Here is a 21,573-nt window from a genome sequence, read left to right as displayed (position 1 = left end):
ATGGAAGAAGCCGGCATTTTGACGCACATGAGCACGTCGCTCAGCCTGTTTCTCGTGCTGACGCTGCCGCCGCTGCTGGCAGCGCTGCTCGCCGGACTGATCGTCGGCATCCTGCAGGCCGCTACGCAAATTCAGGATCAGACGTTGCCGCAGACCGTCAAGCTCCTCGTCGTTGTTGCCGTTCTCGGCCTGCTTTCGCCGCTGCTCGCCGGCCCGCTGATCGATCATGCCCGGCGCCTGTTCACGGAATTCCCGGCACTTACCACCCGCTCGTGACGGACGGGTCGGCCGCGATGACCTCGCTGTTTTCATCGGCGGATTTTCAGCAATTCATCGATGGCGCGTTGGCTGCGTTGCTAGGGCTTGGTATCGCCGCCATGCGAACTCTCGGCGTCGCACTGGTGTTTCCCGTGTTCACCAAGGCGGAACTCGGCGGCATCCTTCGCATAGGCTTTGCGCTCGCCCTCGGCCTTCCCGTGATGTGGCACGCGACCGAGAGCATCGCCGCCCTCGGATCGCACCAGAGCGCCCGGCTCGTACTGATCGCAATGAAGGAGTTGATGGTTGGCAGCCTCATCGGCTTCTTGTTCGGCGTACCTTTCTGGGCCGTTCAGGCAGTGGGCGAACTGATTGACCAGCAGCGAGGCGTGACCAACGAGGACGCCACCGATCCTGCAACGCGCTCGCAGGCGTCGTCGCTGAGCGTTTTTCTCGGCATCAGCGCCATTGCCGTGTTCGTCGCTGCAGACGGCATGCGCATCCTGACCGGCACCCTCTATGACAGCTATGCCATCTGGCCGTTGATGAGCTTTATGCCGAAGCTCACCCTCGACAGCGCCCTGTCGATTGCCAAGACGCTTGATCACATCCTGTCATACGCCCTGCTGGTCGGGGGCCCGGTCATAGCGCTGTTCCTGCTACTGGATCTGTCGGTGATGCTGATCAGTCGCTCCGCCCCGCAACTGAACGCCTACGATCTGCCGCCTACCCTGAAAAACGTCGTGTTCGTGGTATTCATCGGTATCTATGCGACATACCTCATGGATTATATGCGCGGCGAGCTTGCAGGAGCGCACGGCATCAAAAGCCAGATCGAACGGTTCTTGCAATGAGCGATGATACCAGCGAGCAGAAATCGCTCCCGGCTTCGCCGAAGAAGCTTCAGGACGCGCGCGAGAAAGGCCAGATCTCCCACAGCCACGACTTCGTCAGCGCGGTAGGCGCCGTCGCCGCAATCGCATATTTGTGGTCATTTGCCGGTAATATCGTCGCCCTTTGGCGAGAAGCCCTGCTGCTCGCCATCGATGTGCAAAATCAACCGTTCCAGGTGGCGCTGCCGCAACTGGGCGCGGCACTGCTCGCGCTGTGGTGGCGCACGGTCCTGCCGCTGCTGGCAATCGCGGTCGCTGCGGCGATGCTCGCGAATCTCACCATCAATCGCGGATTTCTGTTCTCGCTTGCGCCGATGACCCCCAGTCTGGAACACATCAATCCCGTAGCCGGATTCAAGCGCATCTTCGGCCTCAAAAGCTGGATCGAGCTTGCGAAGACTATCGTGAAAGGCGTTTTGCTTGGATCTACCCTGATCATCGTCGTGGCGGGCACGCTGAACACGCTCGTTCGATTGCCGATCTGCGGCGAAGGCTGCATCGGCTTCGTGTTTGGCAGCATGGCCCAATTGCTGCTCGGCATCGGCATTGCTTTCCTCCTGGCGACCGGCCTGGTCGACATTGTGCTCCAGCGCTGGCTGTTCCTGCGCGAGATGCGCATGACGATTACCGAGAGCAAGCGCGAACGGCAGGATCAGGAAGGCAATCCGCTGGTGCGCAGCACGCGCCGGCGTCAACGGGAGGAGCAGGCTCGCGAACCTCCGATGGGTCCACGCCGTGCCACCCTGTTCGTGCGGGGCGGAGGCACGGTGGTCGGCCTTCGCTATATCAGGGGTGAAACGCCTGTGCCGATCGTGGTCAGCCGCGCAAGAGGCGCAGCCGCCCAATCGCTCCTGGATGTTGCAGCATCCGCCGGCATTCCCGTTGTTGCGGAAGCGGCGCTTGCTCGCAGCCTGCGGCGCAAACCGCGGCTTGGTAGCGCGATCGCAAGCCAACAGTTCGAACGAGTCGCGCGCGCCATGCTGGCCGCCGGTCTCGTCTAGCCCTCACTACTGGGCGGGCGCGGCGCCGGCGCCGCCCACCGGTGTCGCGGGATTGGAAGGCGGCACGCTGATCACCGTCGCTGCGCGCCCGCCCGCTTGTGGCGTGAGCGGGGCATTGCCGCTAAAGGCGCGATAGCGCGTCACCGGAATGGCCGCGCGCTCGCCGTCTGATGAAGGCACGGCTGTGCTGACGAGCAGATCCTTCGGGTCATTGACGGTGGCGGCCAGGTTCGCCAGATTCGAGCAGCCGAGCGTCGGCTCGAAGTGATTGTCGTTCGGCGAGGCCGTGATCTCCAGCGAAGGGCATCCCGGCGGAATGGCGGTGTAGCGCACCGCGACGACGCGGACCGCGAAACGGAAACGCTCGTCGGCCGGCTCGTTGATCTCCTTCACCTTGAACGGCGTGACCCCCATCCGCATCGCGCTCCGCGCCACAGCGTAGCGGGCGCGTGGATTGCTACCGATCACGTGCACGTGGATAGCGTCGAGCCGGCCATTGCTCGCGGTATAGATGAAGTCTTCCAGACGGCGCCTGTCCGCCGACGTCAATGCGCCGCCTGAGCCGCTGGAAAGCAGAAGCACATGCGGCGCGGGTTCGACCAGGGCAGCCGGCGGCGTTTCGACAAAGGCGTAACAGGCGCTAAGCAGCGGCGCGAACATGCCAACAGTCAGAAATGTGAGGGTCGCGCGCATCCGGGTTCCCTTTGTCATTCGAGAATGAATCCGTCTTGAAGTGGCCGCGTCACTTTCGCTTTGGGCGCCTGTCGCCCCGGCGGCGGCGACGCAACCCTGTTCAGAAGAACACGGTCGACGTCGCTGGGCGGCGCCACGCGATCGGTCGGCGCCTGCATTTGCGTCGTGCTTGCGGCCGGCCGCACGATGTAGGGCGTGACGATGATGACGAGCTCGGTCTCATCCTTCTGGAAATTGCTCGAGCGGAACAGCGCGCCGAGCACCGGGATGTCACCAAGCCATGGGAATGCCGAGATATTATTGCTGAAGCTCCTTCGGATCAGGCCGCCGATCGCAAAGCTCTGCCCGCTCGCAAGTTCAACGACCGTATCGGCCCGCCGCGTCGAAAGAGCCGGTATTGTGAAGCCATTGATCTGCACCTGGCCGTGGGTGGAAATGTCGCTCACTTCCGGTTTCACCCGCACGCTGATCATTTCGCCGGCGAGAACCGTCGGGATAAACTCGAGGCTGACGCCGAAACGCTTGAATTCGACACTGAAACGGTCCAGGCCCTGGGCGACTGGTATCGGAAATTCACCACCGGCGAGAAAGCTTGCGGGTTCGCCGGAAACCGCTGTGAGGTTTGGCTCCGCCAGAATGGAGACCAGGCCTTCGGCGGCGAGCGCGTCGAGCACAGCGGAGATGTTCGTGCCGCCCGCGTTAAATCCAACAAATGCGGAGCCGGCCCCGGTCGGCGATCGAATGACCTGTCCCGCCGGACCGATGGCGGATCGCCCGTTCACGAAACCGAAACGGAAACTTCCCGTCTCTGCCGTCGCATTGAGATTTAGGCCGAACTCCTTGGCGACGTTCCTTGCGACTTCCGCCACCCTGACCTTAAGATTCACCTGCAGTGCGCCGGCAACACGCAGCTTGTTGGTAATGATAGCGCCCGGGCCCAGGAACTGCGCCGTGATGGACTTTGCGCTTTCCGCCAGCGTGGCATTCGGCAACGTGCCGCTCAGTACAGCGCCGTTGGGCGTGTACGATACCTGGATCGCATAATCGCCGATCTCACTCCGAAGCATTTCGCGCAAATCCTTGATCGGCTGGGTGACAATGACTTCGTATTCGGCGATCGCCTGCTGATTGTCGTCGAGTGCGAAAAAGCTGGTTCGGCCGGCCTTCTTTCCAAAGACAAAGGCTGCATCGTTGGACGGTGCCTGAATATCGGCGATTGCGGGATCGGCAACGAACATCGTCTTGGCCGGCTGCGAAAGCCGTATCGTCTGCCCACGCGACACATCCAGACGAATCTGGCCGCGATCGGACACAGGAATCTGGCCGCGATCTGAGACCGGGGCGGCAGCTACGTCTTGCACCGCCGGCTTGCGTAACGGAACTATGCGCACGTTTGGCTGTTCGGCCGCTAACGTCTCGCTGCCGGAAGCGCCCAGAAGAACGAAGAGCGATAATGTCCAGGCTCTTGATGGTCGAAGACGCTTCAGCACTTGTCGCGGCCTTTTTGAGAATCACGCTTCACTAGGCGTTGTGAGCGCGACTGCAACTCCTGGTGCTCGGATGAGCTTCAGGTCCCAGCGTGCGTTCCGGAACTCCGATCTGAATGACTGAATACGGAATTTTGGATTGCACGTTCTGATCTTAATGACGCGTCGATGTGCCGTCATCACACGGCACGCTTCGGAAGCGCTAAACGGAACAACGTGTGGTCGACACAACACACGTTCATCAAACTGCCGCTCGACCGCCATGCTTCCGCCACCCGGACTAAACGATTCTGTTACATCAGGCGCGAGACACCTCAGAGCTTTTGTCGCTCGCAGGTTTGGCGTCGGCGACTGTCGATCGCACGAGTTCGAGAATGTAACCGATGCCGCGGTCCGTTCTGATCGAAACCGTTGCTCCCGATTTTGAAAGGTGGGTCCTGAGCCGGTAAATGCCGACTTCAAGCGCGTTGGATGATACTTCGTTGTCGTAGCTGAACAGGCTCTCTTCCAGCGCTGACTTTGGCACGACACGTCCGAACCGGCGCATCAGCACTTCGAGCAGGCAGATCTCGCGCCGGGGCACTTTCACCGATGTGCCGTTCACCCACACCTGCCGTCCTGCGGGATCGAACTCGACATTGCCCGCACGCATCACCGGCCCGAACGCGAGGGTGGGCCGCCGCAGCACAGCGCGCAATCGCGCGATCAGCTCCTCCATATTGACGGGCTTCAAAATGTAGTCGTCGGCACCTGCGTTCAGACCCTCGACGCGATCGTCGACGCTGTCCATTTCGGCCGTCAAGATCAGCGCAGGTACAAGCCATCCCGACCGCCGCCGGTGGCGGAGCCAATGCAGCCCATCGCCATCCGGCAATTTGCGATCCAACAGGATCGCATCATAGGTTACAACCGCGACGGACTCGGATGCATCCTCCAGGGTGCCGACCGAGTCCGGAGTGAAGCCATTGAATTTCAAGATATCGGAAATTACGGCGGCGACCTTCGGCTCATCCTCGACCAGGAGCACCCGCATCTCTCGCCCTCCCACCGCACCTGCGCGTCGCTTTCGATTCGACGACCAAGCACCCGGTTACATCTGAAACACGCCGGGCTTGGACTCCGGTGCGTATGTTGCTTTGTATGAGCTGGTTCCCGAGTGCACGGACACATCATTCAGGAGCGTTGAACCCTTTTTAGGTGACGCTCTAATGAAGACTTCTGGGCGAGGCCGGTTTGGCATGCTCGCACTGGGTGGCTGTCATGCGGACAGATCAAACAAATTATGATCTGCTTCTTGTGGAATCTCCAATTTCGCTCGCGGAAGATCGAGACAGATTCTGGTTCCGGTTCCGGGAATGCTTCGCGCGCTGACGTCGCCGCCTGACTGCCGGACAAAGTGTCTGACCATGCTAAGGCCCAAGCCAACTCCCCTGCTTGCGCTCTTTGTGGTGAAGAACGGCTCAAAGATGTGCTCCACGATCTCGGCCGACATACCGATACCCGTGTCACTCACGGTGATGCGCACGAACTCGCGCGGCGGCTGCGGAGGTTCGTGACCTTCTTGATCGGCCGTATGACGAATATTCTCCACACAAATGCCCAGCTGCCCTCCGTTAGGCATCGCATCGCGCGCATTGATCGCCAGATTGACAATCGCGGCCTCGAGCTGCGGCCGATCAACACAAACAGGCCAGCAGCCCTTGTCATAATCCGTGCGGATGCGAATATTGGCGCCGAGCGCGCATGTCAGCAGGTCCATGATCGATTCAACTGTTTCGACGACGTCAACGACGTCGGTCTCGATCGCGCGGCGGCGCGCGAAGGCAAGCAGGCGACTGGTCAGTTCGGCACAGGTCTGCGCCCCTTCGAGCGCAGAGTGGAGTCGGCGGCTTGCGCCGCTGTTATCGCGAATAAGTACATGTAGCAGATCGAGATTGCCGATCACCACGCTCAGCATGTTCCTGAAGTCGTGGACAATGCCTCCAGTCAGGCGTCCTACGGCCTCCAGCTTGCTCGCGTGGAGCAGATCTGTCTCAAGGGACTTCCTGTCGCTAACATCGAGCCAGAATCCAAAGAGCTCGCGGCGGCCATCGTTGTGAACCGCGCTCAGGACGGCATGGTCGAGGATATGCTTTTCCGTTCCGTCCGCGCAGCGCCAGCGGTACTCCACGCTCGCCGAGCCCGTATTCTCGATGTTCGCGAACGCCTGGATCACCCGCCCATGTTCTTCGGGATTGAGCCTGGCCTCCCACAGATTGGACTGTCTCCGGAAATCCGAGCTTGAGAAGCCCGATAGACGCCGGATACTATCGTCGGTGAAGCGCAGCCGTCGCAAGCCGGGGCCACCGCTTGCCGTGTAGAGCGCAATTGGCAACGACTGCAAAACGAGTGACTGATGCTCCTCGCGATGGCGCAGCCGTTGCTCGGCCGCTAGCTTTTCCTTCTGAATGCGCAAATTCTCCAAAAGTAGCCGCTTTCGCTGCTCGGCAAGCCGGCGAATTTCCTCGGTCTTCCGATAAAGATCGATGAGGATGTCGATCTTCGCGCGGAGGAGCTTCGGATTGATCGGCGTGAATATGTAATCGATGGCGCCCGCTGAACGGCTGCTCGCGATCTGCAATTCGTCGGCACCACAAGCCGCGATAAAGACGATCGGAACTTGCGAGGTGCGTTGATCTGCCCTCATGCGTGCGGTTATTTGCAGCGCTTCGAGATCAGAAGCCCGCATATAAAGAACAATAACCGCAAAATCATCCTGGCGCACATGGCTCAGCGCTTCCCATCCGGATCGCGCCTGAACGACCTCACGGTCCGGAGCCGCCAAGATGGCATCGAGCTCCATCAAATTGCGCAGATCATCGTCCGCAATCAGAATTTTTGGTCTCGCAGCCAGATCGCTTGCTTGACGCAAGATCTGCGGCGCTGAAGTTTCGATCAACATTCGGCGCAGCTCCCACCGGAAACAATGCAGATCCGCTCAGCCGAATGCGGGGTTGCGAAGACAGGATCGAATGTAAGTGCGGCGGTACGGACAATCACGATGACAGCAAACTTCAGAAAGCGACGTTGTCGCTCGAGCAATCTGTCTTTCAATCGTGGAGAGACTAAGATCATTCGTCGCCAGGCAAGTAAGTATTTTTAACGCTCAAGCCTGAGTTGCACGGGTGTGGAGTAATCGCGGGATACGTCCTTTGGTTCCCGCGTTTGATGCATTGGAGCGAGCGAATACGCGCCTGAAATTGTGTGACAAATGTATTTCGCGAGTCCCCGCATCATCGGGGCGGTTGGTCAGCTTCGCGTCATAAATGACTGGCAGTATCTCATGCTGGCCGACAGGCGACTTCTTCGTCTTTTGTCACAACACGAGAGCGGGAGTCTCGTTGCACAATCAGAGCGAGAATCACTTCAATACCGAGCAAAGTGCGGATGCCGAATTGAGCGTAGCAGCGTCGGCCGTGCGTTTTTGCTTTGCCGCCTCCGAAAATTACTTTAAGGCCGACAATTGATCAGTGCCTTGGAGCTAAGGCATTTTCATTGCGTTTCGAGCGCTTGGGCGCGTGGCACGTTTGGCCGCGACGATGTTTCGATCCGGCAGTAAGACATAGTTGCATCGGCTGGATTTAACGGGTGGCGCCTCCAGGCTGGCCTTCCCGCAAATGTGCGTTCTGCCGCATCGGCTACGTCGTCAGCGGCGGCGCCGGCCGCACCTCGACAGAATGCCCTCGCAATTCGGTCGTCGAGACGCGACGCTGCGGCGACATCATCGCTGTCCGGAAGCGCGACGGCGTTCGGCGATGACCTGTCTCGCTTCGTCTGCCGTCATCTCCCCCGCGCCCAGAACCTGATAGGCACTGTTCGGATCCTGGCTCCTCTGCTCGCTCGGTGCGCTACGCTCACGCGATTCATCCGGGTTGGCCGGCGTGTCGCCATCACCGCCGCCGAAGCCGAGCACTTCGACGATGATGACGGAGGGCCGCTCGGAGGTTCGCGATTGTGTGACGTCCTTCACGGCATCGGTCGCCGCCTTCTGGCTCGCGTCGCCCTCGAGCTTCAAGGGAGGCGCCGAACTCTCTTTCACCGGCAAACCTTTGACTTCACCAGAGACCTGGAAATTATTGGCGTTCAGCACAAAGAGAGCCGCAATATTGAGATTGCCGCTCACCCGCACGCCGGCATCGCCGGCATTCACCGTGCCCTCTGGCGCGATCAGATGGACGTCGCCCTCCTCCACGCCGGTGAAGCCAACGATGGTGCCGATGCCACTGCCGGAAATGTCGGCTTTCTCCAGAATGCGCGTCACCGCGTCGATATCGGTCTGGACCTCCGGCGCCGACGGCACGCGGGCGGTCTTGGCGCCGCGGCCGGCGTCGATATCACCCACCGTTGACCAGATGATCTCGTCGCCACCGCCAAAGGTGAGAATGCGCGAGCGGTTCACAACGACATTGTTACGGGCGAAGATATTGATGTCGCCATGGCCCAACGTCACCAGGCCGTAACCCGACGGGGCTTCCTTGCCCAACGCCGCCACCTGCAAGCCGCCGCCGGGGGTGAGCACTTCAACATTGCCCCCCGCCATGGTGCGGAACAGGGCGTTGCCGATCGCAACATCACCCTTCCAGTCATTGCCCGGGAACAACGTCCGGATCGCCGTGTAACCGCGATTGTAGCCGCCGTTGCGCGGCAGACCGTCCGTGCCCGCCTCGTTCTGATCCTTACCGGCTTCGCGTAACTCCTGCATGTAGACCTGCCGTACGAAGCGTTCACGGGTCAGCATTGGCAGGCTCTGGAACCTGGCCCAGGCATCCTGCGGCGTCAGGGTCTCGCCCGTCACGTCGTTGACGAAGGAGACAAGACCAGAGCGGATTTTATGCGACTGTCCGGACTTGCGGAGTTCGTAAGCGTCGGTGAAGTAGATTGGCACGATTGCGCCGTCCGCCAGGGTTGTCTTCAGATAGTCCGGCATCGCCGCGACGTTCGACGGATCGAGATAGGCCGCCAGAAACGCGTCATAGGACGGCTGTTTGCCTTTCAAACCCGCCATCACGGTTATGGCCGCGCTCTCATCTGGCAGACCGAAGATCTGAGAGAAATTCACCGGCCGGTTGTTCGTATCGTAGGCGCGATTGCCAACTGTCATGATATGCAATTCGGGCGCATAGACGTCGCGGCCGGCGCTCACCACAACGGCACCGGGCCCTTGCGCGTAAATCGAACCATAGATCGGCCCGCCGACGATGTCGTTACCGGCCTCGACGAGCGATACGTCGGTCGGATGGATGTTGCGCAAATTGTAATTGATGTTGCGGATGTCGGTGCCGGCGCGGAACCAGGTCTGCTCGTTCGCCGTAATGGCGGCCGTGGCGATCGAGACGCCCGAGCTATAGGTGGTGCCGATGATCGAGCCGTTTAAGGCATAGATGCGGCTTGGCTCGTAGTCGTTCTCGTTCGGCAGATGCGCGGGATTGCTCAGATTATAGAGGTGCAGAGCGTGCGGTGTGAAGCCCGGCCCTCCGATGGGATTCGTCAAAACGCTATGCATCCCGCTGAGGTTGACGTGCACGAGGGTGTTTCCGGCGACCGGCTCGAAAGGTGAAGGGATCATCGCGGGCGTGGCGCGGCTCATGAGGATCGAGCCAACAAGAACGTCGTCCGCGGCGACGATCCGCAGCTCCGGACTGCTGCCCGGCAGCGTGTAAAGCGTCGGCACCAAGCCCGTCGTCGTGTTGTACTGCGACTCGTTGATCACCGAGCCGTTCAACGCAGCGATACGCAGCTTCGACGGATAGATGTTGCCAGCGAAGTTGTTCAAGGCGATTAGAGCTGCAGAGCTGGTAGAATCCGCGTCCTTCGAGAGATAGGTTGTCTGGCCCACCAGACTGACGTCGCCGCCGGTCGAGGTGAGACTGAGCGCCGTGCGGTCGGTCTGACCGCTCATGAAGCTGAATTCGTATTCATCACCCCTGCCGACCATCAGCGGGTCGAGGAATGTCTGCAGCCGCAAATCGCCGGCGGTGCGCACGTCCAGCGTGGCATCGCCGAGCGAGAGGATCGGTGCGATCGGATAAGTCGTCACCTGCGCGCCGCCCCTCACCTTGACCTCGCGTCCGACCGCGAATTCGCCGGCCTCGATCGTGCCGGCACCGCGTCCGAGGTAGTAGTAGCCGGCGCGCACGGCACCACCCGCCCCGACCGTCATGGCGCCGCCGTTGCGCAGCTCGAGGATTTTCTGTTCGGTGGCGGTGCGTCCGCCGCGCACGCGGCCGTTGGTCGGCACCGCAACCGTCAGGTTGTTGAGATCGCCGCCGGCGCTGATGTCCACATTGCCGCCGCCCAGGGCGGCGACACCGCGCTGGAAGTTAGTATAGTCGATCCACCAGGAGCTTTGTTCGGGGGGACGATCCGGCAGGCCGCTCTGCCAGACCGGCCCGAAAAGGTAGGACGAATTGACCGTCCCCTGCCGCTTCAGCCACTCGGTATAGTGCTGCATCTGCGAGCGATTGGTCGGCAGGGTAACATCGATGTTGCCGCCCGCGGCGACGTGAACATGGCCACCGCCCACGCCGTAGCTGGCGGTTGCCGGCGCGGTCGTGAAATCGCTAAAGACCGTGAGATCGCGCCGGCCGGCGGTGTAGATCGACGCGCCGCCCTTCAATTGGATATCGCCGCTTGCCGCTATGTTGATGTCGCCCGTTCCTGTGCGCACCATGGTGGCAGCGCTGGCGGTCGTCTGGACCGGCGGGACAGGCGGCGTCGGCAGCGTGTACGTGGCGAGGATAGCGGTCAGATTGGGAACGATCTTCTGATTGTAGAATAACTTGAAGTTCGCCACCGACATGACGAAGCTGTAGCCGGTCGACGAGGATTGGATGATCTTGTAGCCCTTCGCCGGGTCCGACGAATTCCGCACCAGTGATTTCTCGGCGATAAACTCGGCGAAGAGCTGGTCAAGCAGCGCGCGCGCTGGGAACGCATCGAGCCTGCCGACCGCGACGACCGCAGTCGCATTGTCGTTTACCCCGCTATAGCTCGTGATCGGGGTCAACCAGTTTTCCGGAGTGGTTGTGCCGGAGCTGGTATTCGGCGCCGACGAGGGGCTGAAGCCGGTATTGAGATCGATCACCACCGAGTTACGAGTCTGCTGGGCGGGATTCGCTGTGTAGGTAAAGCTCGGCTGTTCCTGCAGCAGGATGCTGCCGGACGTGCCGGCCATGCGCTGCAGAGGATCGGCAGCCTGACCGGACGCCGTCGCGCCGGCGACCAGCGTGTAGGACCACGAGGCCGGCGCAACCGTCTGACCGCCGCCCTGGCTAACGCCCGGGAACAGGTCTGCGTACTTCACGGCATCGCCCGCCCCGCCTGCCATCGTTCCTTTGGCCGCTGCTGAGTTGGCAGCGGCGCTATAGGGCACGTGCAGCAACGAGGCGCGGATATCCTGCAAGACAGTCGGGATAAAGGCGGTCTGCGTCGAGCCGAAGCTCAAACCCAGATAGCGGGTGGGCAAAGCTGTCGTGCTGGTGTAAGCGCTCCAGCTCGTCAGGGCCGAGTTACCGCCGCCGCTGTTGAAGCCGCCGTTGAGCAACAGGTTGTAGTCGGCAATATAGGAATTGGCCTTCGCCACGTAATCGGCATCGAGCGGATCAGCGAAATTGAAGAAGCCGTCGCTGATGCTGCCATTGAGGACGAGATTGCCGCCGGCGCGCAAAGTCAGCACGCCCGGTTCGCCGAAGATGCTGCCGCCGGTGCGGTAGATCATCGTGGTGTGATTGGCCAACAGGTCGCCCTGGCGGCCTGCCACCACGTACGGCTTGTTGAGGATCGGATCGATGGCCATAACGCCGGCAGCGATCGCGCCAGCTTGGTCGACAACGCCCGCAGCCAAGTTCCAGCTCGACTTCAACACGATGTCGCCGGTGTGGTTCAATTCCATGCCAGCGCGGGCATGGAAATTGGCCTGTCCCGCCAGGCCGCCGAGTGCGCCGTAAGCAGCCGAGATGTCGAAGTCGCGCACGAACTCCACCAGCGTGCCGGCGCCGTAGTCCGCCAGGACGTTCAGCTTGCCCGCGGCCGTTGCGGCAAGATCAAGCTCGGCCTGACCGCTGCCGTTGATGATGACACCGACATAATTGGAATTGCCCGCGAGTTGAGCGAGATCGAAGCGCTTGTAGCCCTCGAGTACGATCTCGCGCGCGCCAGCGATCGTGCCTGTGAAGGAGACGTTGACGGTGTCGGCGCCATGCTGCTCGATCACCGGCGCGCGCAAGGTGACTTTGCCACCCTCACCGCCCGCGACGTCGATCACACCGCCCTGGATATTCAGCGCTCCGCCGGAAATGCCGAGCGTCACCCGGCCGGAGCCAAGATGATCCACCGTATCGGTCGCACCCGCCCGCAGCACGGCGGCGTTGGTCATAACGAGGCCTTGGCCGCCGTAGAGCGCGATCGTGCCGCCATAGCGCGCGCGGGCGTCGATCGTGCCGGCAAGGGTGACAATGCCCTGATCAGCGGAGAGCGAGAACTCTTCGACCACAGTTGTGCCATCGACGGTCACGTCACCGGAGCGCACGCGGAAGGCGCGTGATTTCGAAAAGCCCGACTCGTTCAAGCGCTGACTGAGCGCTGCAAAATTCGGCAACGTGGCTATGTCGAGCGAGAAGGATGCGCCGCGCTGGCCGGCGGCGGCCGTTGCCTTGATCGTGCCATCCAGAACCACTTGGCTGCCGTCCGATGCGAGCGCGAGCGTACCCGCCCCACCGCCAACCGGTCGCCCGTCGGCGTCGCGCGCCGAGCCGAGATCGAGCGTCGCGCCTGCATTGAGCAGCACCGAACCACCGACCGCGCTCAGAGAAATGCGCCCGGCATCGGCATATTCGGCGACGTCGAAGAACTGCTTGCCGAAGCCGCCGACATCGATAAGCGAGCCCCGCGCGAGAACGACGTCACCATTGGTGGAGGCAAGGTCCACCGCGCCGCCAAGCGCGTCAATGCGACCGTCAAAGGCGACGGAGCGGCCGGTCAAGCTCCAGCGCGCGCCGAGGCTGTCGAGGTCGCGCGGGCCGCTGGAACCGCTCGCCGCAACCGCGATCGCACCGGTCGTCGTCACAGATTGACTGGCGCCGCCGCGGCCAGTGAGCACCGGTGTCGAGAAGGTCAGCGTCGCTGCTCCCGCGTCGAGCCGACCGTTGCCCTCGCCAACGATGCGCGTCGTGCCTGTCAGCATGACAGTGTCGAAGCCGCGCAGCGCTTTCGCACCCTCGCCGAAGGCCAACTCCGCTGCCCTGAGACTTAGGGTACTGTGGCCGGCTCCGGCCGGCTCGCTGAACGCGGCAGCCGTATTCTCCAGGACGAGCCGGTTGCCGAGGACGGTGATCGGATTGCTGCCGTAGCCAACCAACGCGGCAGAATCGAACGTCACCGCGTTGAGGCCGGACAAATCGACGCCGCGATGGAAGTCGATGCTGGAATAGCTGCGCAGTGTCAGATGCTGCGTGTTGGCGAGCGCGGCCAGTGCGGCGGCATCGATCACTAGGCCAGTGCCGCCGCCGAATCCGATGCGGCCCGATGCGAGCGACAGGGCCGCGCCCGACAGCGTCGCCTGGGTGACGGCGGTGCTCCTGGTGGCATCGATCAGCAAAGCCTTGCCACCGTCTATCACGGCGCCGGCGCCGATGGTGACCTGCCCGCCGACAGTGGTGTCGACGTTGGTGCGGCGGACCAGCACGGCATCGCCGTTGGAGACGCGGATCAGGGCGCCCCAGTCCCGTGCCGGCACCACAAAGTCATCGCTCGTGTTGGACGTGCCATTATTGTTGATGGATTGCGGCACCTGCGGCGCCATCACGAGATCACCCGCGCCGGTCGGCGCATCGCCGCGCGCGGCGATGACGCTGCCGGCGCCGACCTCGATCGTCTCGCTTGCGGCCAGGATGATTTCCGATCCTGTTAACGCCGAGTCGCTGCTGTTGCGCACAATAATATTGTCGGCTGTCACATCCACTCGCAGGCCGCCGGTGTCACCGCTGCGGATGCCGCCGACGAGCAGGCTGCCCGCGCCAAAGCCGGACAGATTGACCGCATCGATAACCAGATAGCCGTCGGCACGCAGCGCGCCGGCGTCCTGCCCTGTGCCCAGAATCGCGATCTTCTGTGCGGCAATATCGACAAGGCCGCCGCGCCCGCCGGCTGCGGCCTGCGAGCGCAACTGGCCGTTCAAGATCAGATCCTGCGTCGCCTTGAACACCACCGAGCCGCCGTCGATCGGTAGGCGCGGGGTAACAATATTCTGGCCGGTGAGCCGATACTGAGTCAGCTTGAAGGCATCGGAGGCGAAGAATGTATTGGCAAAGGCTTCGTTGTACTCGCTGTACTTGCGGACGACATCGCCCGACATCACGCGCCAGGACGACGGCAACTGATCATGACTGCCGTCATGCGCATTGCCGCGATAGCCGGCCATGATCATGGAGCCGTCGGTCAAGCCAACAGCCCTCGGAATCGGCACGCCCTGTGAGCCGCTCACCATCTGCACGGCATAGGCGCCCGGCAGCAACGCGTAGCGTGCCGGCAGCAGCGTGTACCAGCCGGCGGGGATGCGACTGCCGCCATCGAGCCAGATACGATCGCCGCTGCGCAGCGTCGCATCCGGCACGCCGATTGAATCGTTCAGCGCCGGTACAATTGCATAGAGGCCCGGCCTCGACAGCACGTTGTGCGAACCTCCCGGCCCGGGCACGTGCTCCGAAGCGTGCAAGTCGCCGCCACCACGAATATCGACCACTGATCCGGCCGCGAGATCGACATTTGGCGCATCGAGGGTGATGCGTTTCTCGGGCAGGCTGGCAATGACCGTTGCCTGTCCTCCATCAGTTGTAACGATGGTCCAGTTCTCATTATTGCTGAGATTTCCATAGGGTAGAATGAGGCTATCGCCACTGACCGACGTGACGCTGCCGGCGCCGAGTGTCAGCTTCTGGCTGGCCTTGACTGTGATCTGCCCGAAAGGCGCGCGGAGGGTGCCGCCCTGCTCGATCACCGGCGCCTCGAGTGTCAAGGAGCCGCCGACCGACAAGGCGAGACCGGCCTCACCGTTCTGCTGGACAACGATCTTGTCGGAGGCTCTGATCGTCGCGCTGGTCTGCGAAGTCGGATAGACCTGCCCGGCTTTCAACACCAACGTGCCGTCGACGTCGAGCGATGCTCCAAGGCCGAGCCGGAGCGGCGTGAGCCGGATATCGGATGCCTCCAGCACCGACTGTTCGAAGCCGCGAACGGATGCGCTGTCGATGTCGATGAGCGAGGCGGCGAGCGTCAGCTTGCCCGCGCGCGTCGGGTCGCTCGATGACACACCGCGCCACGAAATGTATGGAGCCGATAAGCGTGAACTGGTGCCGTTGCCGTTGACCAGCGCGCCGAGGATCGAGATCGAGCTTCCGACCGTGAGGTCCACGCTCTCCAATCGAATAGTCGAAGAGGAAGAGAGAGTGAGGTCGGCGAATCCGGCAGATTGGAGAAGTGACGGACGCACGACCAATCCAGGCTGCGCCGCCGCCGTGTCGGACAAAATCAAGGACGCCGACAGCGTTCCCGAGGACAGCGTTAGGGCACCGCCGCGTGCACCGCTACCTCCGGCATGACCGCGCAAGGTCCCCTCCATCAGGCCCTGCCCTGACATCGAGATGCTGCCGCCATTGCTGGCGAGCGCGACCGACCTTGTTGCACGCGAACCAAACGTGCCGGAAACCGGCAGGTCGATTTCACCGCTGGCGCCCGAGACATCGATAAGCGAGCCGGCATGCAACGTAACGGCCCCGCCGACGTTTACCGAACCGCCGCCGAGCACGACGCCATCGCGCAGTCCGAAGGCACCCGTCTGGATAACCGGCACGCCATTTGCGACGAGTGCGCCGGTAGCGGTGACCGCAACGGCTCCTGCTGAAACGTTGATCGTCCCAGCGAGCGCCTGAAGCCTGCCCGAGATCTCGATCACGCCGCCAACGTTGGTCGACGCCGCCAATGTGATGCGGCCACCGATATCGGTTTGGACAATGGCCCCGGCACCGATCGAAATATTGTTGCCGGCGAGCGAGAGCGATGTCGGCTTGAGATCGACGCGCTGTGAGAGTGGCAGGACCACGAGCGGCCCCATCTCGGCAAGCTTCATGTCGGCGAGCTTTGTGCCCGAGCCGAAGCGGGCGGCGTCTGTCAGGTCCACACTGCGCGCGGGTTGAGAGACTGCGACCCCTGCCGGAACGATAATGCTGCCGCCCGCCCCGATCTGCAGGGAACTGAAGCCGCGCTCGGTGAACAGCGTCTCGGGCAGACGGAAGGTGTCGGCCGCCGCCGGCACATCGCCCCCGATCTGCAGGTTCCCGGTCGTCGAAAACGCCAGGGAGCCGCCGGAGCCGGCTGAATAGCCGCGCAGGTCAGCTTTGGCGAATTCAGCCATATCGATCGTGTTGAGCTGGATCGTGCCGCCGTCGCCGGCTTGCGTCTGCAGCTTGCGGTTCCGATTCTTCATCCAACCGCCGCCCGAGACATCGAGCACCGCGCCCACATCGAACCGCGCGTTCATGAGCGTGATGGTGCCGCCGTCGACCTGCGGCGCGAGTGCGGCCATGCCGTTGGTCAGTTCGTTGACCCAATGGCCGCTGACGTCAATGGCTCCGGTGGTGCCGAATTTCACGCTCTCCGCGTGGAGCAGGTTGACCGTGCCGCCGGCTGTGCGGATCGTGCCATCGATGTGGAAGTTCTGGCTGTAACTGTCGACTGAATTGGCGAGCACCGAGAACGTGCTGCGCGGCGTCAGATTGAGGGTCGTACCCCGCGTGAGAGTGAAATCGTCGGAGACATAAAGCTCGATGTTGCGTAGCTCGGATGCCGCCAACACACCGGAGTCGAGATACGTGGTGCGCTCCGGAAGGTAACTCGCGTTCGGAGGGGGAGCATACCAGGACGCATCGAGCGCCGTCGTCGCGGTGAAATCCTTCGGCAACATGACTGGATTGCCGGTGATGATGAGCTTGTCGAGTAGCCACTGCCTGTCGCTGTCGTCCTTGCCGCCGAAGGTCAGCGAGCCCGCCTTGGAGTATTCGCCCGTGGCGCCCTGGCGCTCGCCGACGACAACCCCACCCCAGTAGCTGCCTTCAAGCGCAATGCCTTCAGCGGCGTAGAACTGAATCGAGCCGGCATCGCGGCCCTCCGTGTAACCGCGCTCGTAGCGAGCGCCCGTCTTGCCGAGCAGGCTCGTCCAGGTCTCCGTGATGCCCCAGCGGTCGTGCGAGCGGGTGAAGCCGCCGGCGAAAGCCACATAGGCCTGATCGGGTCTGGCGTCTGCGATGTCGTAGATGCGCCCATCGGCGCCAATCAGCTTGGTGGTTTTGACCAAGCCATCTGCGTAACGCACCGACCCGCCCGACACATCGAGGATAGAACCGGCCCGTGTGATGATGGAGCCAGACGACGAGATGAAGATCGAACCGCCGACCGTCGACAATTCGCCCAAATCGGTCTTGCCGACGCCGATCCAGGCCGATACATCCGCCAGCGGCGTTCCGACCCATGAGCCCGCAGCACCTCCCCAGCTTACGCCAGCCATGGGACCATCGGTGAAAGCACCGCTTTCGCGCCGGTCGACCACGATCTTCTGACCACGCAGCCACGAGTCGCGATAAAGGACCGAGTCACGCAATTCATTGATGCGCAACTCGGCCTCGACGAAATTGCGATCCATTGCGATCGCGATGTCCTTCAAGCCGGCGACGCTGAGATAAGCCTCCTCGCCGATATAGATCCGGCTGCCATCACGAACCGGCGTTTCACCGCTGACGGGCTCATCGGAAAATTGCGCCGCACTGCTCGCGACCACACTGATTGTGCCGGCGGGAACGATGACGTTGGCCTGCGATTGGATGTCGATGAGATTGCCACGCAGTTCGACGCGGCCCGGCTTGTAACGCGTGGAAAGCGCCGACAGCTCGATTTCGCTCGCGTCCGAGAGGTCCGGCATGGCCGACGTGACGCTGCCGGGCATCAGGCGCACGTTGCCGGTCTGCCAATACAGAAGCGCCGGATCGAAGCTCCCGCTCGAGGCCATCATGCCGTTACTGTAGGCTAGCAGCCGGATGGAGCCGTCGCGGTTGTTGAGCGCCGTCGAGGCCGAGAGCAAGCCATTCTGGACAATGTCGCGCGCCATCACGGTAATGTTGCCGTGATTGGCTTCGACGATGCCGTTGTTCACGATCTGGTAGCCGACCGTCGCCGCGCGCTCATACATCCAGGGAAGTATGACGTCGCGAACGCTATCGCCGTAAGGCTGCTCCGAGTTGAGAGGCACTCGCTTAAGCGCACCCATTAGATGGTCGTAGTTGAACAGCCATGGCATGGGCGCTGTGACGGCGACGTCGAGACCGCGCACGGCGGCCGGGACATCGGACTGGGTGCTTACATTGGTTCTCAGATAGATCTGCTCGCCGGCGGCCATGATCACCTGGCCGTCCTGTGCGCTGACCAGCCCGCTATTGATGACCTTGGGCGCGAACAGCATCACCTTGCCGCCGCTCGCCGCCGCAACTTCGGCGCCGGCCTCAACGAGGACGCTGCCAGGCGCGCTAGCCGGCATGAAAGGTGCGGGCTGGCTAGGATCATTGGCTGGTTTGGTCGAATCGGCAAGGTTCGGGTTGTAATCTCCGAACTGCGGCAAATGCATGTAGCCGGCGAGACCCCTGCTGACAACGATGGACGTATTGATGCCGGCCAGGAACTGCTGGTTCGACAGGCTGAGCGAGGAAGCAACCAAGGTGTTGACGTTGACCTGGCTCGCGCCGCCGAAAATGATGCCATTCTGGTTGATCACGTAGACCTGTCCCTCGGCCTTGATGGAGCCGAGGATCTGGCTCGGTGCGGCGCCAGGATTCGTCACGCGGTTCAGCGCGATCCAGTTCTTGGCGTCAGCACCGCCGGCGCGCTGGTCGAAATAAAGATCGGTCTCGCGGCCGACGTTGAATTCCTTCCAGGTCAGGATCGCCTTCTGCTCGTTCTGCTTGACCGTGACCTGAGTGCGGCCGGCATTTGTGGACTCAGTCGGCAAATTGGCGCCCTGCCATAATCCTGCACCGCCGTTGGTCGCGCCTGGCGTCGCGCCCGGCATCACCACCAGACCACCCGGTCGCAAGCCGTTTTGCACCGTGCTTGGCGCGGTCAGTGCGAGATTACGAGCCGCCTGCTGCGCCGCCTGCATGGCCTGAATCGCCTGCGTCGCCCGCTTGAGTGAATTGCTCGCCTGCTGTGCCGCCCGCGAGGCCTCCTGCGACGCTGACTGCGCCGCCGAGATCGCGGCCTGCGATGGCGCAGCCCCTTGGCCACCCAGCGAACGTCCGTGGGCCACCGTATCAGCCATCAACAGCGCTGCCGCACTGACGCTCGCGAGCAAGGCGGCGTGACGGAAAAAGCCGGTGCGGGCGGAATGGACGGAAGAACGGCTATTGGACATCACGGGCTCTCGCGCGACAACGAAGGGGCTGTGATCGCCTTCACCGTTCTGGTGCCGCGATCTCTGCTTAGATGCTTCTCGAAGGCCGAGACCGAACAGGATTGCGAATTTTCTTTAGCCCCGGTGTGGCCGCCTTTTCCGCTACGAGAATTACCCGAGTAGCACGATGCCACCGGGCAGCGCGGTGACGGATGCGCCGAAGATCTGTTGAATCTGCGCAACCACGCCATCGACATTTGCGATCGGGAATCGCGCATTGAACAAACGGCGCCCGAGCGCGGCACTGGTCACGATGATCCGTCCGCGCCGGTAGCGATTGATTTCGGCGATCGCATCCGCGAGCGGCGTCAAGCGGAACACCAACATGCCGTCCTTCCACGCGGTTACAGCGGCAGCATCTATCTTCGCCACGACACCAAGATTGCCAGAGGCGTAGACGACCTGCTCCCCACGCCGGAGGTTGGCCGAGCGACCGCCGAACGCCACCACAATCTCGCCCGCCACACAGGTCGCGCAAACGACATCGCTCTCATAACGTATGTTGAAGGCCGCCGTAGTTGCCGTGACGCGGCAATCTCCGGCGATCACCTCGATCGCAGAGCGCACGTCGGATCGTGTGGCGATAGCCGCTTCGCCGCCGATCAGTTCGATACGTTCGATGCCATCATCCGCCGACCCCCTCACAGCAACGCTGGTGCGGGTATTCAGCTCAATCGACGGACCTCCTGCGAGCACAAATTTACGCTGCTCGCCGGGCGCGGTCCGATAGTCCGCGGCAAGCTCGGACAAGGACGGCCACAGTCCGAGCGGCGGCCGCGCGCCGGCGTAGATCGCGGCAGACAGCGACGCAGCGAGCGCACCGCCGACAAATGCACGGCGTCCAATGCGCGGCCTCTGCGCCGGCACTTGGGCGACCGCCATGCGCTTGCTCGCCGGTTCGACCGCTGCCCAGAGCCGGCAAGCTCGCGCAAAGGCCTCAGCATATCCGGCCTGCGCCGACCATGCCTTGAAGGCCTCGAGATCGGCGGGACCGGCGTTGCCGGCGGCGAAACGCACCAGCCAATCATGCGCTTCCCGGTCGACCCGCGTCAGGAAAGCCGCAGGATGTTCGGAAATACCTGCCGCCATCGCACGCCCGGTATCGGCCGGATCCAGCATCGAAGTGCCAGCCATCAGCCTGGATCCTCCTCTTCAGCCTGAGATCCCTGCGGTGACCGGGGACCGAATCTTTTGATGACATTTCGGTCGACACGCAATGCGCAATGGGCGAGTGCATGTTTGAGCTCGATCTCGACAAGGCGTTGCGAGACGCCGAGACGCTCGGCGATAGCCCAAAGCTGGATACCGTCCAGCCGCGAGGCAAGCAGGATTTCCCGTCGGCGCGGTGTCAGCTCCGATAACGCTTTTGCAAGCATCGCGACCTCGGAACTTGCGATCGCGGCGCACTCGGGATCAGGTGCATCATCGCTGATGCCGATCGCCATCTTGGCATCCGTGAGCGTGACGAAACTTCGCTCCACCTTCAAACGTTTCAGAGCGACATTTGCCGCCATTTGCAGCAGGTAGTTCCTTGGACTGCGCACGATGCCGGCCGGCACCGCGGTTTCGAGCCGCAACCAGGTTTCATGCAGCGCGTCGCTGGCCAGCTCGACGGATCCGAACCGGCGCGCTAGCCGCGCCCGCAAATCATCATAGCCCAGCACGAAGAAGCGCCGCAGCGTTGCGCGGTTCAAATCGCTCATCGGTGGCGCATC

General features: G+C 62.4%; 10 protein-coding genes. 3 read left to right on the top strand and 7 right to left on the bottom strand.

What is annotated here, in order from left to right; genetic code table 11:
- The 3 genes from J6524_RS16530 to J6524_RS16520 are packed head-to-tail and all read left to right on the top strand — an operon-like array spanning position 1 to position 2,152.
- Positions 1–276 (top strand): flagellar biosynthetic protein FliQ, encoded by a 276-nt coding sequence (locus J6524_RS16530; protein ID WP_225672312.1) that lies wholly within the window; start codon positions 1–3, stop codon positions 274–276.
- Positions 277–293: 17 nt separating this feature from the next.
- Positions 294–1,112: a type III secretion system export apparatus subunit SctT gene (sctT, locus tag J6524_RS16525; protein ID WP_225672310.1), complete on the top strand. Its 819-nt coding sequence runs from the start codon at positions 294–296 to the stop codon at positions 1,110–1,112.
- The gene (locus J6524_RS16520) at positions 1,109–2,152 is read left to right on the top strand and encodes an EscU/YscU/HrcU family type III secretion system export apparatus switch protein (RefSeq protein WP_225672308.1); all 1,044 of its coding nucleotides are present in this window, start codon (positions 1,109–1,111) and stop codon (positions 2,150–2,152) included. Before sctT ends, J6524_RS16520 begins: the two co-directional genes overlap by 4 nt.
- 6 nt (positions 2,153–2,158) lie before the next feature.
- On the opposite strand, the gene J6524_RS16515 is transcribed toward J6524_RS16520, so the two are convergent.
- The 7 genes from J6524_RS16515 to J6524_RS16485 all read right to left on the bottom strand — a co-directional run bounded on the left by J6524_RS16515 (position 2,159) and on the right by J6524_RS16485 (position 21,561).
- Positions 2,159–2,863, bottom strand: coding sequence for a CpaD family pilus assembly lipoprotein (locus J6524_RS16515; protein WP_225672306.1), 705 nt, complete (start codon positions 2,861–2,863; stop codon positions 2,159–2,161).
- Positions 2,860–4,206 (bottom strand): type II and III secretion system protein family protein, encoded by a 1,347-nt coding sequence (locus J6524_RS16510; RefSeq protein ID WP_376712029.1) that lies wholly within the window; start codon positions 4,204–4,206, stop codon positions 2,860–2,862. The genes J6524_RS16515 and J6524_RS16510 overlap by 4 nt, the downstream gene beginning before the upstream one ends.
- Positions 4,207–4,630: 424 nt before the next feature.
- A complete protein-coding gene (locus J6524_RS16505) occupies positions 4,631–5,365 on the bottom strand; it encodes a response regulator transcription factor (RefSeq protein WP_225672304.1) in 735 nt (244 codons plus the stop codon).
- A gap of 225 nt (positions 5,366–5,590) precedes the next feature.
- Positions 5,591–7,273 (bottom strand): PAS domain-containing hybrid sensor histidine kinase/response regulator, encoded by a 1,683-nt coding sequence (locus J6524_RS16500; RefSeq protein ID WP_225672302.1) that lies wholly within the window; start codon positions 7,271–7,273, stop codon positions 5,591–5,593.
- Positions 7,274–8,092: 819 nt separating this feature from the next.
- Complete coding sequence (locus J6524_RS16495; protein ID WP_225672300.1) at positions 8,093–19,819, bottom strand: filamentous hemagglutinin family protein; 11,727 nt, start codon at positions 19,817–19,819, stop codon at positions 8,093–8,095.
- A 150-nt stretch (positions 19,820–19,969) separates the two neighbouring features.
- A complete protein-coding gene (locus J6524_RS16490; RefSeq protein WP_225672298.1) occupies positions 19,970–20,992 on the bottom strand; it encodes a FecR family protein in 1,023 nt (340 codons plus the stop codon).
- Positions 20,992–21,561, bottom strand: coding sequence for an RNA polymerase sigma factor (locus J6524_RS16485; RefSeq protein ID WP_225672295.1), 570 nt, complete (start codon positions 21,559–21,561; stop codon positions 20,992–20,994). The genes J6524_RS16490 and J6524_RS16485 overlap by 1 nt, the downstream gene beginning before the upstream one ends.
- Positions 21,562–21,573 lie beyond the last annotated feature (12 nt).

It is taken from the genome of Bradyrhizobium hereditatis, assembly GCF_020329435.1.
In the GTDB taxonomy this organism is placed as follows: Bacteria; Pseudomonadota; Alphaproteobacteria; order Rhizobiales; family Xanthobacteraceae; genus Bradyrhizobium; species Bradyrhizobium hereditatis.
Note: the sequence above shows the minus strand (reverse complement) of the source record. Positions and strands in the feature narration are given on the sequence as shown.